We start from the raw sequence: 17234 nt of genomic DNA, 5'->3' as shown, positions 1-17234 counted from the left end.
GACCTACTCCCTTGCCAGAGCCGTTGCCGGATCGAGCCGCGAGGCGCTGCGGGCGGGCATGTAGCCGAAGCCGATGCCGATCGCCATCGACGTGACGGCGGCGCCGACCATTGCGAGCGGCGAATAGATCAGCTGGAAGCCGACGTCGAGCGCGTTGAAGACCGTGCCGAAGCCGACCGCGAGCGCAAGGCCGAGCGCGCCGCCGAGCAGGCAGACCAGCACGGCCTCGATCAGGAACTGCATCAGGATGTCGCTGCGCCGCGCGCCGACCGCCATGCGCACGCCGATCTCGCCGACGCGCTCGGACACCGACACAAGCATGATGTTCATGACGCCGATGCCGCCGACCAGCAACGAGATCACGGCGATGGCTGCCACCAGCAGAGTCAGCACCTGCGTCGTGCTCTCGACGGTCTTGCGGATGTCGTCGGTATTGAGCACGAAGAAGTCCTTGGCGTTGTGCCGCGCCGTCAGCAGCGCCGTCGCAGCGCGCTCGGCTGCGGCCATCGGCGTCGCCTCGTCGACGCGGACGCTGATGCTGCGCAGCACCTGGTTGCCGAGGAAGCGCGCCTGCACAGTGGTGTAGGGCAGATAGACGATCGGCGTCGAACTGGAGCCGAACCCGGCCTGCTGCTGCTTGGTGACGCCGACGACGCGGCAGGGCACCTTGCCGATCAGGACCACGCTGCCCAGCGGACTGACGTCGGGATCGGGAAACAGCGCCTTGCGCGCATTGTCGTCGATCACGGCATCCTGGGCGTAGGAGCGCACGGTATCGGCATCGAGATAGCTGCCTTCGGCGAGCTCGGTGTTCTTGACCCGAAAATACTGCTCGCCGACGCCGGAGATCTGGGCGCTGACCTCGATCGCGCCGAACCGCAACGTGCTGGTGGTCGAGACCGTCGGCGAGATGGCGTCGACATAGGGCTGCTGCGCCATGACCTTGGCATCGGCGAGCACCAGCGTCCTGATCTTGCTGGAGCGCGTATCGCCGAAATCCTTGCCGGGAAAGAATTCCAGCGTGTTGGTGCCGAGCCGGTTGATGTCCTTCAGCACCTTGGCCTGCGAGCCTTTGCCGAGCGCCAGCACCAGGACGACCGAGGCAACGCCGATGATGATGCCGAGCATGGTGAGGAACGCGCGCATCCGGTGCGCATTCATGGCGAGCAGCGCCATCCGCGCGGCCTCGCGGAAACGGTCGAGCTGGCTGCGCCACCACGACGCCGCCGCGGCGGTATGGTCTTCGGTCGCTGCGGCTGGCGCGGGTTCCGAAGTCCGCGGATTGAGCCGGTCGGAAATGACGCGGCCGTCCTCGATCTCGATGATGCGCCGGGCGCGCTGCGCGACGCTCGGATCGTGCGTGACGATGATGACGGTGCGCTCGGAGGCGCTGATCTCGTCGAGGATGCGCAGCACCTCCTCGCCGCTGGCGCGGTCGAGCGCGCCGGTCGGCTCGTCGGCCAGGATCACGTCGGGATCGTTGACCAGCGCGCGGGCGATCGAGACCCGCTGCTGCTGGCCGCCCGAGAGCTGACCCGGCTTGTGGTCGGTACGGCTGCCCATGCCGAGCCGCTGCAGCAGCGCCGCCGCCTTCCGGCGCCGCGCATTGGGGCCGAGCCCGGAATAGACGGCCGGGACCTCGGCATTCTCAGCGGCCGTGAGTTCGCCCAGCAGATGGTAGCGCTGGAAGATGAAGCCGAAATGCTCGCGCCGCAACGCCGCCAGCTCGTCCGGATCGAGCGAGCCCATCTCGCGGCCGGCGATCCGGTAGCTGCCGGATGTCGGGCGGTCGAGGCAGCCCAGAATGTTCATCAGCGTCGACTTGCCGGAGCCCGACTGGCCGATGATGGCGACCATCTCGCCGCGCGCGATCTGGATGTCGACCCCGCGCAAGGCATGGACGATGTTTTCGCCGGAGGCGTAGCACCGCCCGACGTTCTGCAGATCGATCAGCACCTCCGCCATCACGGACCTCCGGAGGAGGCCGGCGGCGGCATCACGGTTCGCTTCGGCCCCTCGTCGGGCGTCGAGATGACGACCCGCTCGCCCTCGCGCAGGCCGGACTGCACCTCGGCCCGGATCTTGTTGTTGAGGCCGATGTGAGTGGTGCGCTTCTCCAGTGTTCCTGCGCCGGTCAGCACGCGCACCGTGTAGCTGCCGTCGGGATTGGCGTTGCCAAGCGCGGACGACGGAATGGTCGGGACCTTGCGGGCCTCGCCGAGCAGGATGTGGACCTCGGCCGTCATGTAGGTCATCAGCCGCCCGTCCGGATTGGCGATGTCGAACACGCCATTGTAGTAGATCGCGGAGGACGTGGTGGACGAGGACGAGCTGCTGCTCGACGTGGTCGTCGTGCTCGACGAGAAGCTCGAATCGCTCTTGATCGATTCGGGTGCCGGCTCGATCGATCCGAGCGTGCCTTCGTAGCGATGATCGGGCTCGCCCAGCACGGTGAAGTAGACGTTCTGTCCGGGCCTGACCTTGACCACATCGGCCTCGGAAATCTCCACCCGCACGGTCATCGTCTCGACCTGGCCGAGCACGACGATGGTCGGCGCCGACTGCACCGCATTCACGGTCTGGCCCTGCTGGGCCACGATCGACAGCACGGTGCCGTCGATCGGCGCCGTGATCTTCGTGTAGCCGAGACTGACGCGCGCCGTCTCGATCGCCACCTCGGCCTCGGTGATCTGCGCATCGAGCTGCGCGATCTGGGCCTGGGTCTGCTTCGCGGTCGCCTCGGCGCTGTCATAGTCGGCGCGCGACGACGCCTTCTGCGCCAGCGTGACTTGCTGCCTCGCCAGGTTCGCCTCGGCCAGCGCCAGGGTGGCGACCTTCTCGTCACGCTGCGCCCGCACGCTCCGCAGGCTCGCCTCGTTGGTGCGCAGCGTGTTCTGTTGCGTCAGCGAGTCGATCTCGGCGATCAGGTCGCCGGCCTTCACTTTCTGTCCCAGCTTGACGTTGAGCGCGACGAGGCGCCCCGACGCCTGGGCACCCACCGCGACGAGCTTGACCGGCTTCAGCGTGCCGGTGGCGAGCACGGTCTGCTCGATGTCGCCGGTCGTGACGGGTGCGGTGACGAGATTGGCGTTGGGATTGCTGGTCAGCCTCATGACCAGCACGATCGCGGCGGCCAGAACGACGAGCGCTCCCACGATCAGCAGCGGCCAGCGGCGCGGCCGCTTGGGTTTCGGTCCCGGCGCGTGGCCGTCATCGACCGCGACCGCTCGGGGCATCTGGGATAGGGGTGCGTTCATCGGATCATTTCGGAAACACGTTTTGGAATTCAGGACGTGGACTATTTGGGGTCGACGGACTGCGCGAGATGCGGCCCGGTGCCGCTGTCGACGACCTCGGGCCGCGAGCTGTCGATCGCGCCGGTCCAACCGCCGCCCAGCGCCTTGGCCAGTGCGACGTAATTTTTTGCCAAGGTCGCGCGGCTGGCGAGCAAATTGTCCTCGGCCGCGAATTGCGAGCGCTCGGCGTCGAGCACGTCGAGGAAAGTGCTGGACCCCGTCTGATAGAGCGAGCGCGACAGCCGCGCAGCCTCGCCATAGCGTCGCGCCGATTCCGTCAGGCTGCGGATGCGGATGCGTTCCTGGCCGAGATTGACGATGGCGTTCTCGACGTCCTCGAGCGCACTCAACACGGCGCTCTGCCAGGCGACGTGGTACTCGTCGCGCTGCGCCTCGGCGATCTCCACCGCCGCCTGCAGCTTGCCGCCGTTGAAGATCGGCACCGACACGCTGGGGCCGATCGACCAGCCGATGGTCGAGCTCTTGCCGAGATCGCCGAGCTTCAGCGCGCTGGTCGAGACCGAGCCGCTGAGGCTGACATCCGGATACAGCGCAGCCGTCGCTTGTCCGATCTTCGCGGTGAACTGTGCGAGCTGCCGCTCGGCCTTGCGGACGTCCGGCCGCATCACCAGCACGTCGGCCGGGATGCCCTTCGGCAACGGCAGGCGTGGCGCCGGGATCGCCGCAGTGCGCGACAGGCGCAGGCTCAGTGCGGCCGGGTCGCGGCCGAGCAGCACGCCGAGCCGGTGCACGGCCTGCTGATAGCTGCTCTCATAGGTCGGGATGGTGGCTTCGGTGCTGGCGGCGAGCGCGGAGGCCTTGGCGGTGTCGACGGCCGACGCCGAGCCGGCATTCTGCTTGCGCTCGGTCAGTGCCGCGGTTTCGCGCTGCGAGGCCGCCGTGCGCCGGGCCAGCGCCACCCGCGCCTGATAGGCGCGGGCATCGATGTAGTTCGAGGCGACGTCGCCGATCAGCGTCAGCAAGGTCGCGCGCAGATCGTCCTCCGCAGCGTCGACGCCATAGCCCGCGGCCTCGACCGCGCGGCGGTTGGCGCCGAACAGATCGAGCTCCCAGCTCGAATCGAAGCCGGCCTGGTACTGGCTGTAGGTGGTAGGAGCGATCGCGATGCCGCTCGTCGAGCTGCCGGCGCTGCGGGTCTCCGTCGCCGTGCCGGTGCCGCTCACTGTGGGAAACAGTGCGCCGATGGCCTGGCGCTGCGTCGCCCGCGCCTCGCGGATGCGTGCCTTGGCGGCGGCGACGTCGAGATTGCCGCTGACGGCGTCTGCGATCAGCTGATCGAGCATGACATCGCCGAGGCTGCGCCACCAATGTGCGAGCTTCAGCGCTTGCGTGGGTTTGTTGCGGTCGCTGCTCCAGCTCTGGGGCATGCCGAAATCCGGCTTCACGTAGTCGGGCCCGACGGCGCAGCCGGCGAGCAGCGGTGTGGCCAGGCAGAGTGCGAGCAGGAGAGGCTTCACGGTGGCTGAGACGATCGCGGTTCGGAAGAGGGCCGCGCCGGCCGAAGAGCCATGCCGCAGGACTTCCCTGTTGATGCTTGTCTGATGCGTAAAGCCTAGGCGTGATACCAATTTCGCAGGATTAAGTCGCGTGAAGAAATGTTTCCGCCTTAACAATACAGCTTACTTTTGCCACGATCGGAGCTCGCTTCGGGCTGTTCTTTTGGACTCAAATCGACCATGTTCCGCGCATGATGTCGTCACACAATACCGCCGTGGCCGCAGACGCAAACATACCGGCAGCTGCGCGCATTCTCTGCGTCGAAGATGACCGGGAGATTGCGGCGCTGCTCACCGAGCTGTTGCAGGAGCACGGCTTCGCGCCGCGCTTCGTGTCCTCCGCGGCCGCAATGAACGACCTCTTGCAGCGCGAGCAGGTCGACCTCATCATGCTCGACGTGATGCTGCCGGACGATGACGGCATGAGCATCTGTCGCCGCCTTCGCCAGATCTCGACCGTGCCGATCATCATGGTGACGGCGAAGGGCGAGGACATCGATCGCATCCTCGGTCTCGAGCTCGGCGCCGACGACTACGTCGTCAAGCCGTTCAATCCGCGCGAGCTGGTGGCGCGGATCCGCGCGCTGCTGCGCCGCTCGCAATTGCATCCCGCCGTGATCGCGGCGCGGCAGGCACCGATGACTTTCGACGGCTGGCGCATCGAGCCGGCGACGCGCACGCTGTTCGATCCCGACCGCGTCAAGATCACGCTGACGAGCGCCGAGTTCGACATCCTCCTGGCGTTCTGCCGCAACGCCGGCCGGGTGCTGTCGCGCGAGCAACTGATCGAGCTGGCGCATGGCGGGCAGGCCGGGCCGGTCGAGCGCAGCATCGACGTTCACATCAGCCGCATCCGCCAGAAGATCGAGCCCGGCGCCAGGAGCTGGACCCTGATCAAGACGGTGCGCCTCGGCGGCTACGTCTTCACGCCAAGAGTCGAGACCATCGATGACGCCTGATAGCAAGCCGTGCCCGCGCCTCGGCCTCACCACGCAGATCGTGACGCTGGCGTCGCTGTCGGTGCTGTTCGGCATGGTCGTGATGATCGCGGCGGCGCTGCTGTTCCTCGATCCGCCCGACGAGCAGGAATCGCCGGCCTACGGCATCGCGCGCGTGGCCGAGGCGGTGCACTTCGTCCGCGCCGCGAACGACCCCGTGGCCGTCGGCAGCAGCCTGTCGAGCCTGCGCAGCTCCGGCATCCAGGTCGAGCTCGTGCCGCTGACCTCGCTCACGCTGCTCGCCAAGCCGGTCAGGGACGTGCCATGGACGTCGCGGCTGGCCCGCCGTCAGCTCAGCGTGCTGCGTGACGTCACCTTGCTCCACGGCGTCGGCTATGGCGCGTCGCCGCCGACCCAGATCATCGTCCAGGTCGACGGCGAGCGTGCGCTGGTGTTCGACGACGTGCCGCGCCTCGAATTCTGGTCGATGGTGCTGAAGCCGACGGCGGTGTTCCTGTTCCTCATCCTGATCCTGGGCGTGCTGCTGTCGATCTACGCGGCGCGGGCGATCATCCGGCCGCTGTCGGAGATGGCGCGCGCGGCTGCGGCGTTCGGCCGCTCGCCGGGAGCGCAGGAGCCGCTGAGCCGGCGCGGGCCCCGGGAGATCGCCCAGGTCGCCGAGGCGCTGAACGAGATGCAGGCGCGCATCCGCGCGCTGCTCGACGACCGCACGCGCATGCTGGCCGCGATCAGCCACGATCTGCGCACGCCGCTGACGCGGCTCCGGCTGCGCTCGGAGCGCATCGCTCAGGTCGAGATGCGCAGCGCGATGCTGCGCGACATCGACCAGGTCAGCCGCATGCTCGACGAGACGCTGGACTATCTGCGCGACGACACCAAGGCCGAGCAGCCGGCGCGGATCGAGCTGTCGAGCCTCTTGGAGACGATCTGCTGCGACTTCGCCGATGTCGGCCACGCCGTCACCTTCGATGGACCGTCGCGGCTGGTCTGCGAGGGCCGGGCGCGGGCGCTGTCGCGCGCCGTCACCAACGTGGTTGAGAACGCGGTCAAGCACGGCAGCGAGGTCGTGGTCAGCCTGTCGACCCTGGCCGACGGCATGATCGCGATCGAGGTCGCCGACGACGGTCCGGGCATCCCTCAGGCGCTGCAGGCGCGCGCGCTGGAGCCGTTCGTCAAGCTCGACCAGGCCCGCTCCGCCGGCGGCTTCGGCCTCGGGCTGTCGATCGCGCAGGAGATCATGAAGAAGCATGACGGCGGCATCGCGCTGATGCCCAACGCCCCGCGCGGTCTGCGGGTGCGGCTGTCGCTGCCGCTGCGCATCGCGATGCCCTCGGCGATCCCCGCCAAGGTGGCGTAGCACACGCCACGAGAAGGAAGCCCCGCCGGTGCTGATCCCGGCGGGGCCTTTGCGTTTGCCGATGTCGAGGGACGGCGATCAGCTCACGCGCTTCCAGGTCTGGCCGCCGCAGAACAGGCCGCCAAAGGCGCAGCCCTGGACCCGCAACGTGTTCGGGTTCTTGAGCACGACGGTGGAGTCGTAATTGCCGCCGCCGTCCGGGTCATGGATGCGGCCGACCCATTTGCTGTCCTTCGGCTTCATGTTGATCAGGATCTTCTCCCGCGTCTTCTCGGCAAAGCCGCAGATGTTGGCGCCGCACGGCTCGATCACGACGTTGCCCTTGCCGCCCTCGGTGGCCCACAGGCCGAGCGGCGAGTTCGGATCGGCTGCAGCCGGAGCGGGCTGAACTGCGGCAGGCGCCGCGGCGACGGTGACCGGCGCGGGTGCCGGAGCAGGTTGGGGAGCAGGCGCGGTCGCAGATGCCGGTGCCGGCGGCACCGGCATCTGCCCCGTCATGGATGGCGCGACGGAAGCGGGCGCTGTGGGGGCTGGCGCGGCCACGGCTGGTGCGGCGGTGACGGGCGCAGGCGCATTCACGACCGGCGCAGCGGGCGCCGCGGCGGCGGGAGCCGGAGCACTGGCCGCAGGCGCGCTGCTCGCCGGCGCATCATCGCCGAGCTTGGACGATGTCAGCCCGCTGAGGTCGATGCCCGACACCTGCAGGCAGGACAGCGACTGGCAGTTGCGCGGCACGGTGACGCGGATCTTGTGGCCGTCGAAATTGAACGCGATCGAGCTGCCGGCCTGCGCGGCGCTGCTCGCGATCAGAACGGCCGCTGCGGCCAGAAAGACGGTCTTCATGGATGAGCTCCCTCGGGACGGCGTCGTGAACCTGGAGGAAACTCTTAGAGGCGGGCGACGGCGCGATCTGTGACAAGGGTCACAGCCGAAAAGCCAATGCGGCTGGGGCTGCACGCGGCCCGCCGCAGCCCGTCAATCGATCGAGGTCGGATCTCAGCGATCAGATCATCCCGACGACGATGGCGCCGACGAATGCAAACACGATACACGTGACCACCATGCTCAGCCGATCGGCAGGGCTCATGGGACGGCTCCCGTTTTCGTATCTCTCGCGCACCTGACGTGCGCGTCGCTCCTGACGCAGGCGTTCCGCGGAGCGCGCGCCACACATATCCGATCGGCATCGGCAGAAAAGACAGCGCGGTTGTCGCTTCCCCGTAAATGGACTGCCTTTCACGTCACGATGGTTTGCGCGCCGTAAATGGACGGCATTGACAGGTCCTTAAGCAAATTGCCGCAAACCTCTGCATATGACGCGCGGAGTTCGTTTGTATCTCGTCGGCTCCATCGTCCTTGTCTCGCTTGCGGGTTGCGGCCGTGGATTCTTCCAGGAGCGCGAGCCGTGGCGGGCCGAGGCCGAGATCGCCTGCCTGAAATCGGGCGCGGTGAAGGAGAGCGCGGATATCGTCCGCATCAATCCGATCTCCGGCCCCGGCATGTGCGGCGCCGACTATCCGCTGAAGGTGGCAGCGCTCGGCGAAGCGACCACGAGCTATGGCTTCGCCGATGAAAGCCTGCGTCCACCGGCCGCGATCGGCGGCCAGCCGCGCTGGCCGATCAACCAGCCGCCGCAACGCTACACCCCGCCCGCGACCTATCAGCCGCAGGCCGCGCCGCAGCCGGCCTATCCCGCGTCGAGCGCGGCCTATCCGAATTCGGCATCGCCGTCCTATGGCGCTCCTCCCGGCGCGCCACTGCAGCTCGAGCCGCCGGTCGGCGAGGACGACGTCGATCAGCCGGCCGACGCGGCCTATTCGCCCTATCGCGGTCAGCCGGCCGCTCGCACCGCCTATCCGCCGCAGGAACCGCCGCCGCGGCTCGGACCGTCGCGCGATCCGGTCGGCACCGTCGGCCCGGTCGCGGTGAAGCCGACCGCGACGCTCGCCTGTCCGATCGTCTCGGCGCTCGACCGCTGGCTTGCGGAATCGGTGCAGCCGGCGGCCCAGCGCTGGTTCGGCACCAAGGTCGTCGAGATCAAGCAGATCTCGGCCTATTCCTGCCGCGGAATGAACGGCAATCCGAGCGCGCATATTTCCGAGCATGCCTTCGGCAACGCGCTCGACATCGCCGCCTTCACGCTCGCCGACGGCCGTCGCATCAGCGTCAAGGATGGCTGGATCGGCCTGCCGGAGGAGCAGGGCTTTCTGCGCGACATCCAGGGTGGCGCCTGCCAGCAGTTCACCACCGTGCTGGCGCCGGGCTCCAACGTCTATCACTACGACCACATCCATGTGGACCTGATGCGCCGCGCCAGCCGCCGCCTGATCTGCCAGCCGGCCGCGCAATCCGGCGAGGCGGTGGCGGGGCGCGCGCAGCAGCGGCGTTATGGCTATGGCCAGCGCGAACCCGACGTGACCAGCTCGATCCCCTCGCGCAAGCAGCCGCGCAGCATCGGCCAGCTGATCAACGAGGAAGACGAATTCCGGGACTATTGAGAGGAGCAAATAGGGAATAGCGAGCAGCGAATCGGGATCGGGACGATCGCCTGGTCGCCATTCGCCATTCGTTCGCGCCTGTGCGCGGCTGTGGATTTCTCCCGCCGTCGGCCGCGCGTGAAGGCACTCTGTCCCGCCGCGAAACGGAAACGCCGATGTCACGCGCTGCGCATTAGGAGTCCGTTGACCAGTTTTGCCGTCCGCCATTGGCCGACACTAGACCTGCCACAGTCGCCAGGAACAAGGCGCGCGGGGTTCTGGTTGCTGCCGGATTGGGAGAGGCGGAGATGGTATCGTATCGCATCAAGGCGATTGGCTCGGGCTTCGAGGTCGGCACCGCCGAGCAGGCCGTGCTGGTCTGCCGTTCGCTGAAGATCGCCCGCCGCGCCGTCGCCGACGCGCAGCGCCTGGAGCGGATGCCGCCGAAGCCGATTCCCTGGCGCACGCCGCCGCAGAGTGAGACCTCCGCTGGCGGAGCGGACGATGCCGCGCGCAGCGAGGATACCGACATCGAGGTTCTCGTCGTGTCGGATGGCCCGCCTCTGTGCTGCTGACTAACCGGCGCGGAAGCGGCAGAACTGGAACTGCTGCGTCGAGTCCCATGGCGTGCGATGCGCCTCGGTGCAACTGTCCTGCAGCGTGAAAGCAGGACCCAGCGTTGCGGCCAGGCTGTGGGCGTCGTAGCGGACGACCGGCAGTCCGCTGCACCTCTCCGGACCATCGGGCGCGAACGTGCCGATGATGACGGCCCCGCCGGGCACCACCGCCGCGCGCAGGCGGTCGACGTAGGCGGCCCGGTCCTCAGGCGCGGTGAGGAAATGGAAGGCGGCCCGGTCGTGCCAGACGTCGTAGCGCGCGTCCGGCGTCCAGGTGGTGACGTCGGAGGCGATCCACGTGACCCCGGCTGCCGCCGCGCCGAGCCTGCGGCGCGCCGTCGCCAGTGCCGCATCGGAGATGTCGAGCACGGCGAGCGCGCCGTAGCCGGCCGCGAGCAGCGCATCGACCAGCCGCGAGGCGCCGCCGCCGATATCGATGATCCGCGATGTCGGCGTCGCGCCGGCCTCGCGGATCAGCCGCAGCGAGGTCGCCGGATCGTCCTGGTACCAGCTGACCTCGGTCTCGGCCTTGGTGGTGTAGACGTTCTGCCAATGGGTGGTGCGGTCGGACATGGTTTCGGTCCCGAGGAGAGGCACACATTATAGCACGCGACGGCTCGAACTCTTGCCCAGGCGGTGGTGGGCTCCCCTCCCCCTTGCGGGGAGGGGTCGGGGGTGGGGGTCCCACGCGCTGAACGAGGTGAGATCCCCATCATCTGTCGAGAACTCATGGGGTGCGTAACGCGACACGCAACGAAGCGTCGTGCCTGTCGGCGCACTGGCTCTCATCAACGGCGGGACCCGTGAATACCAACCTCCAACCCCTCCCCGCAAGGGGAGGGGAGCGCACCGCCTGCGCGGCGATAGCGTGCGTTGAACGAGCTGCCGGAACGGTCATGCCGCTACGACGATCAAGTCCTCAAAACGTCCCCGCCACCGTCACCCGGAACGTCAGCGGCTCGATCGGGTGCAGCACGCGGTCCATCACGCCAGTCCGGCAGACCTGCGCCGGCACCGGCGTCGCGGGCGGCGACACGTAGCAGTCCTTGTAGAGCTGGTCGGTCGGCAGCAGCGAGCCGTAACCGTAGGAGATCTGGCTGGCCTTGGTGTTGAGCAGGTTCAGCACGTCGAGCTGGATGCGCCAGCCATTGGCGTCGCGGAAGCCGATGCGGCCGTTGAACACGCTGGTCGCGGTCGAGCGGAAGTAGTTGTCCTCCGTCAGCGGCGTCGCGCCGAGATAGCGCCAGCGCAGGCCGCCGAACCAGCCGGTCTTCTCGCCCAGCGTGATGCCGGCCGAGGCGATCATCGACGGCGCGTTGGGGATGTAGTTGCCGGGCGCATTGCCAAGCTGTGCCTGGGGGTAGCCGGCGAGCGAGGTGTAGACCGCCGCCTGGTCGGTGTTGTCGCCGACGAAACGCGCATGCGTCATCGCCAGATCGGCATCGATGTCGATCCACGACGCCGGCCGGTAATGGTTGGTCAGCTCGAAGCCGTAGCGCCGGCTCGGCCGGCTCGCCTCGGTGTCGCCGGCATCGCCGGAGAACAGGATCTCGGAATCCTGGTTGAGCATGAACACGCTCAGTGACGAGTCGAGTCCCGGAATGATGCGCGTGCGCACGCCGACCTCGGCGCCCTTGGTGCGGACGAGAAGCGGCGAGGAGGCGAGCTTGTTGGTCGGATCGGCCGGATCCTCGGTGGTGGTCGCGCCGCGGGCATCGTTGCTGTGCATGCCATAGCCGGCGCCGACGAAGAACTCGGTCTTGTTGAACGGCCCGATCGCCATCCTGAATTTCGGGCTGCCGAGGCTGGCTGCGGCGTCGCCGGTGTTGTTGCCGTTCGTCAGCGAATACACGTGGGTCTGATAATAGTCGCCGCGATAGCCGACCGTGGTGCGCAGCCAGTCGGTCCAGCGCACCGTGTTTTCGACATAGAGCCCGACGCTGCCTTCGCCGACCTTGTCGGCGCGAACGACGCCGGTGTTGTTGGCATCGATGTCGGAGAGCAGCACCCGCTGACGGGTGTTGGTCAACGCCAGCGCGATGTCGTCATAGCGCGTCTGGATGCCGACGGTCGTCTCCATCGGCCGGCCGGCAAAGCTGCCGTTCAAGGTGCGGGACGCGTTGGCGCCGAGCATCAGCCGGTCGTCATGCTGGTGGAACTGGTCGCCATAGGTGGGGTTGCTGAGTGCGTAGGTGAAATTGTTGTAGAGATCGAGCTGGCTCTTCACCACATAGGCGTTGGCCTTCCAGGAGCCGGCGTCGTCGGTGCCGGCGACGCGGCCGGACAGCGCGAAGCGGTTGGTCTTGCCGCCGTCGGTCGGATCGACCGCATCGTAGCGGCCGAGCAGGCCGGAGGTGATGGCGCGCTCCGGCACCTGGTCGGTCGAGGTCCAGCGGTTCGCATAGGCCATGCCGGTGATCGAGAAGCCGTCGGTCGCGGTGCCCTGCGAATACCGCATCAGGCCGTTCAGCTTCTTCGCATCATCGGGCGCGGCCCACGGTCCGTCATAGCGGCCCGCCTCGCCGGCGATCAGCAGATGGCCTTCGCCGACATGCACCGAGTCCATGCCGAAGAAGCGGCGATAGCCGAAACTGCCCGCCGTCATCTGCATGATCGCCTTCGGCACGCTGTCGACCAGGCCGATATGGACGCTGCCGACCGAGGCGAAGTCGCCTTCGTCGGCGAAATAGGGCCCCTTGCGCACGTCGAGGCGGCCGATCGTCTCCGGCATCAGCCAGTTGAGATCGGCATAGCCCTGGCCATGGGCATGGGTGCGCATGTTGACCGGCACATCGTCGACGAAGAGCGCGAGATCGGTGCCGTGGTCGAGATTGTAGCCGCGCAGGAAATACTGGTTGGCTTTGCCCTCGCCCGAGTGCTGCGTGACGATCAGGCCGGGCACCGCTTCGAGCACCTCGCCGGGCCGCGTGGCCGGGCGGGCGTTGATCTCCTCGCCGGATATCACGACCTCGCTCGCCATGCCCTGCGGCCGCGCCGGGCCGGAGCCGACATTGGGCGCGCCGGACGGTGCAGCCGCGGCCGTGGCGGCCGGCGTCGCATGCGCAGTCGCACCGGCCGTGCCCGGCTTCGGCCGCTGCGCCGCGCGCCGGACCTGCGGCTTCGGCTTGGCCGTGCGTCGGGGGGCATCCACGTCGACCGTCGGCAACTCGGCAGGGGCCCGTTCCGGATGGGCGTTTGCCTGCTGCGCCAATGCCGCCATCAGCACGCCAACACTCGCCCCACGCCACCGCATCGTCACGCCCCTAGAGCTCGCCACAGGGCATGCATCTTCAACTGCCGCGCGCCTTCGTTGGCCCGCGACATGCTCGCTTGGATCGCCCTACTGTCGAATGTTAAAGAACGCTAAGGTGACACCGGTATGATGTCAACGTGAATACATCATACTCATGCGGTGGATAGGCGCTTGCCGCGCAGCTCAGGGAGACGGGACATGCAGCGCCTGACGATCACGATCGACGACGATCTGCTCGCCGAGGTCGACGCCTTCATGGCCCGGCGCGGCTACGACAATCGTTCGGAGGCGTTTCGCGATCTGCTGCGCAGCGGCTTGGAGACGGCTGACGCCGGCGCCAGCGACAGCCGGCACTGCATCGCGACGCTCAGCTACGTCTACGACCACGCCGCGCGCGAGCTGCCGAAGCGCCTCACCCAGGAGGCGCACGACCATTCCGGCCTCGCCCAGGCGACCCTGCACGTGCACATCGACCAGGAGAGCTGCCTCGAGGTCACCGTGCTCAAGGGCGAGCGCCGCGAGGTCAAGGCCTTCGCCGACCACGTCATCGCCGAACGCGGCGTCCGCCACGGCCACGTCGCGATGATGCCGGTCGACGCGGCAGCCGATCACGGGCATGCGCACAGCCATTCGCATAGCCGCATCAGCAGTCACAGCCATTCGCATTCTCACACCACGAAGACCGGGAAGAAGTAGCAGCGCTGCCCGATGCAGCGCCCTCTCCCCTTGCGGGAGAGGGCATCGCCGGCCTGTCCGCATTCGCGATTGGGTGAGGGGTCTCTCTCCGCGAGCAACGCTCGCAGACGCATACCCCTCACCCAGGCGAGATTGCTGCTCCTTCCTGCATGCCCTCTCCCGCAAGGGGAGAGGGCGCAGTCATGAGCACACCAAGCCATCCAAACTGTCCGTGCCGCCCTGGATCGCTTCGCTGACGCTCGCGATGACGGCAGGGTAGGGTGGGCAAAGGCGCGCGCCGATGCTGCTGATCAGGTGTGGCGCGTCGCGCGCCGTGCCCACCATCCCGCTTTCGCGTGCGCGGAGCGATGGTGGGCACGCGACTGCCCTGCGGGCAGCTGCTTTGCCCACCCTACAATTCATCGGCTATGTCTCAGCAACGATCAGACGGCCCGCAGCGCCGCGCGCGACGTGGTCGGGGCGGCGTCGAGCAACTGCTCCGAGCGCTCCCAGAGCACGCGGGGCCAGCGCACCCTCATGGGCCTGCCGATGCCGCCGGCTGAAGACCTTGCGCCTGGCATAGAAGCTGCCGGACGCCAAATCCTTGCTCGGCGCGGGTGGAAAGATCATCGATTGGATTTCAGCTCTCATCAGAAAGGGATGAAGGCGCCTCAGTTTTCTCGCCGGATTTGGTCAGTCGAGCCAATGTCACCAGTTGCCGCATCCATTGCATTCTCGGCCGGGCCGGATAGCCACCCCACGTTCTTCCCGGCGGAACGTCATTCATGACGCCCGAGCCCCCGGCCACGCGCCCACCCCTGCCGATCGTGACGTGGGACGCAATCGCAACCCTGCCGCCAAGGACGACAAAATCCTCGAGCGTCACGCTGCCACTGAGACCCGACTGTGCGACGATGACACAATGACGACCAATGACGACGTTGTGGCCGATCTGACAAAGATTGTCGATTTTCGTCGCCTCTCCGATGATCGTGTCCCTTATGCCGCCACGATCGATCGTCGTCCCGGCGCCGATCTCGACGTCGTCCTGGATGATCACGCGTCCCGTTTGCGGAACTTTCTGCTGCGTGGCACCGATGTAACCAAAGCCGTCCTGCCCGATGTGGCATCCGGGATGGATCACCACGCGCTCGCCGATCAGCGTATGTGTGATTGAACACCCCGCGCCGATTGAGCAATCGCGACCGATCACTACGTCCGGACCGATCACGGCCGTCGCGGCGATGATGCTTCCCGCTCCGATCTCAGCCCGAGGCCCGATCACAGCTCCTGGATCAACCGTTATTCCGCTCCCAAGGCGCGCAGTCGGATGGATGGTTGAACCCCGCGCGATGTCGTTGCTTTCGAACGGGGAGGTCGGACGCAGGGATTGAGGGTAGAGCTCACTATGGACGTTGACAAAGGCGCGATATGGCCGCTCCGTGGGCAGCAGAATGAGCGTGCTTGGCGCGCGACTTTCGAAGCGCTGCAGCATGAGGCAGGCTGCGGCGCACGTCGTCGCCAAGGCGTCGACGTATTTGTTGCTTTCGATGAAGGTGAGGTCGTTCGGCCCGGCAAGTTCAAGTGGCGCAACATCGGTAATCACGTGCGAAAGTCGCGCGGCATCACGGCATTCGGCGCCCGTCAGCACCATGATCTCGGCCACAGTCAAACCCGCGGGGCGATCGAAGAATGTTCGTTTTTCCATATCCCAGCCTTAGTTGAAAACTGTGTCAGGGGCGATACCGGGCACGCGTTCGGGGGACTGGCGTCGCGAGAACATGATGGCACATGCTTCGGAAGGAGTGACGAGTTTAAACGTGACGGGCTGCATGAACGGAAGCCAGCATGACGAGAGTATGACGGGAGCGATACGTGGCAACGTTGCGAAACGGAGCTATGTTAGATCTCAAGATATGTCGTCGACGTCCCGTTCACGGACTGGAGCGGACTCTGGGCTCCGGCCGCAGATGCGGCGCCGTTGCATCATCACCCGCGGCTGCGGCGGAGCAAGGCGTCCTTGCGCCGACGTGTCCCCAAGCCGATCAGGCGGAGGCAATCGAGAGTCTTGGCGCGGCCCCTGGATCGCGTCGCTTCGCTCGCGATGACGCCGTGCTACTGCGGTCGCGCGCCCTAGAATGCCGTCGCTCGTGCCGGTGATGACAATGGTACGAGATGCCGCAGGTACTTTGGCAGCGGCGGGGAAGGTTTAATCCTGAAACGCGTCAACTGGTGCATTCACGACAGCAGATATTCCGTCGCTGTTGCGCCCAGAATCCCATTTTGTCCCGAAGCGGACATTGTTCATCGTGGGTTTATCGAACGAAACGCAATCCATCTAGCCGCCGACGATCGTTCGAGCCAAACCTTCATACGCTCGCTTACCCAATGGAGCGTATGCTCACGAGCGATGTCCGTGCCCGGATGTCGATCTGCGCGGAAGGAATGTGTGCCCTGGACCTGCAATTCGGGCGTAGGCCGGACGGCGAGAGCCCACAACCGAGGCATCTGCGCCAGAAGAGTGGGTTCGTGGGAGCATCCCAAAATGTAGTCCTCTGGTTCGCCTGTCTCGGGATACGACATCGGCTCATTGGTATCCGTGCTCCAAGTCTGCCAATCGAGGCGGACGACTTTCCCATACTGAGTCTGCTCGAAGTCAAAGCCAGTCAACTGGCTGCGTTCAAGGTCACGTCGAAATTCGTCGGTGACGATGATGAAGCCGAATGGCTGGGTCATCGGCGGCACATATGGGCCAGTGCGCAAGATGCGGATGATCGGCGGTCCGACGCACTCGGTCGCTTCAACGAGGCCGTTCAAAAGAATATCGCCGTAGTCACCCCAGGGAGATCTGACGGATTCCATAGCGAAGAACTTTGACATGGTAGGCCCAGGATGCGCGGCTGCCGAGCTTCGATTGCCCCAATCCGCAACCGCTTGCAAGGTCGGCTCGCGCCCCTTCTCGGACGCTAGGCTTCTTCCGCGGATACGGCGCCGTGGTATCGTCGCCCGCTGCTGCAGCGGTCGCGCGCGGTTAAAGCCGGCTGCGCGCAGAATCCGATTTCGTTTGCCCGATCAAGCTGATT

The 17234-nt window shown here is 66.8% G+C and carries 13 protein-coding genes; 5 read left to right on the top strand and 8 right to left on the bottom strand.

What is annotated here, in order from left to right; all coding sequences use genetic code 11:
• Positions 1 to 3 precede the first annotated feature (3 nt).
• Genes QX126_RS01275 through QX126_RS01265 form a run of 3 tightly spaced genes read right to left on the bottom strand, consistent with a single transcriptional unit; the run spans position 4 to position 4774 of the window.
• Positions 4 to 1965, bottom strand: a complete 1962-nt coding sequence (locus QX126_RS01275; protein WP_315778822.1) for a MacB family efflux pump subunit — start codon at positions 1963 to 1965, stop codon at positions 4 to 6.
• On the bottom strand, positions 1965 to 3257 hold the full coding sequence (locus tag QX126_RS01270) for an efflux RND transporter periplasmic adaptor subunit (RefSeq protein ID WP_315778820.1): 1293 nt from the start codon (positions 3255 to 3257) through the stop codon (positions 1965 to 1967). Before QX126_RS01270 ends, QX126_RS01275 begins: the two co-directional genes overlap by 1 nt.
• 41 nt (positions 3258 to 3298) lie before the next feature.
• The gene (locus QX126_RS01265; protein WP_315778818.1) at positions 3299 to 4774 is read right to left on the bottom strand and encodes an efflux transporter outer membrane subunit; all 1476 of its coding nucleotides are present in this window, start codon (positions 4772 to 4774) and stop codon (positions 3299 to 3301) included.
• A 230-nt stretch (positions 4775 to 5004) separates the two neighbouring features.
• Between QX126_RS01265 and QX126_RS01260 the strand changes: the two genes are divergently transcribed.
• Both QX126_RS01260 and QX126_RS01255 read left to right on the top strand, forming a co-directional pair.
• Positions 5005 to 5772, top strand: a complete 768-nt coding sequence (locus QX126_RS01260; protein ID WP_315736751.1) for a response regulator — start codon at positions 5005 to 5007, stop codon at positions 5770 to 5772.
• Positions 5762 to 7129, top strand: a complete 1368-nt coding sequence (locus tag QX126_RS01255; RefSeq protein ID WP_315778816.1) for an ATP-binding protein — start codon at positions 5762 to 5764, stop codon at positions 7127 to 7129. Before QX126_RS01260 ends, QX126_RS01255 begins: the two co-directional genes overlap by 11 nt.
• 78 nt (positions 7130 to 7207) lie before the next feature.
• On the opposite strand, the gene QX126_RS01250 is transcribed toward QX126_RS01255, so the two are convergent.
• Positions 7208 to 7972: a DUF2147 domain-containing protein gene (locus QX126_RS01250; protein ID WP_315778814.1), complete on the bottom strand. Its 765-nt coding sequence runs from the start codon at positions 7970 to 7972 to the stop codon at positions 7208 to 7210.
• 470 nt (positions 7973 to 8442) lie between these two features.
• Between QX126_RS01250 and QX126_RS01245 the strand changes: the two genes are divergently transcribed.
• Complete coding sequence (locus tag QX126_RS01245) at positions 8443 to 9627, top strand: extensin family protein (protein ID WP_315778812.1); 1185 nt, start codon at positions 8443 to 8445, stop codon at positions 9625 to 9627.
• 287 nt (positions 9628 to 9914) lie between these two features.
• Positions 9915 to 10181, top strand: coding sequence for a hypothetical protein (locus QX126_RS01240; RefSeq protein WP_315778811.1), 267 nt, complete (start codon positions 9915 to 9917; stop codon positions 10179 to 10181).
• Here the strand turns inward: QX126_RS01240 and QX126_RS01235 are convergent, their stop codons facing one another.
• Positions 10182 to 10796 carry a class I SAM-dependent methyltransferase gene (locus QX126_RS01235; protein WP_315778809.1) on the bottom strand — a complete coding sequence of 205 codons (615 nt, stop codon included), beginning with the start codon at positions 10794 to 10796 and terminating at the stop codon, positions 10182 to 10184.
• A 346-nt stretch (positions 10797 to 11142) separates the two neighbouring features.
• The gene (locus QX126_RS01230; protein WP_315778807.1) at positions 11143 to 13476 is read right to left on the bottom strand and encodes a TonB-dependent receptor; all 2334 of its coding nucleotides are present in this window, start codon (positions 13474 to 13476) and stop codon (positions 11143 to 11145) included.
• A gap of 198 nt (positions 13477 to 13674) precedes the next feature.
• Between QX126_RS01230 and nikR the strand changes: the two genes are divergently transcribed.
• A complete protein-coding gene (gene nikR, locus QX126_RS01225) occupies positions 13675 to 14172 on the top strand; it encodes a nickel-responsive transcriptional regulator NikR (protein ID WP_315778805.1) in 498 nt (165 codons plus the stop codon).
• Between the two features lie 619 nt (positions 14173 to 14791).
• Here the strand turns inward: nikR and lpxD are convergent.
• Together lpxD and QX126_RS01215 are read right to left on the bottom strand one after the other, a co-directional pair.
• Positions 14792 to 15859 (bottom strand): UDP-3-O-(3-hydroxymyristoyl)glucosamine N-acyltransferase, encoded by a 1068-nt coding sequence (lpxD, locus tag QX126_RS01220; RefSeq protein WP_315778803.1) that lies wholly within the window; start codon positions 15857 to 15859, stop codon positions 14792 to 14794.
• Between the two features lie 596 nt (positions 15860 to 16455).
• A complete protein-coding gene (locus QX126_RS01215; RefSeq protein WP_315778801.1) occupies positions 16456 to 17031 on the bottom strand; it encodes a hypothetical protein in 576 nt (191 codons plus the stop codon).
• Positions 17032 to 17234 lie beyond the last annotated feature (203 nt).

The sequence above is a fragment of the Bradyrhizobium sp. SZCCHNPS1003 genome (assembly GCF_032381555.1).
Lineage (GTDB): Bacteria > Pseudomonadota > Alphaproteobacteria > Rhizobiales > Xanthobacteraceae > Bradyrhizobium.
The sequence above is the reverse complement of the archived record's forward strand: the minus strand, read 5'-3'. Positions and strand labels throughout refer to the sequence as shown.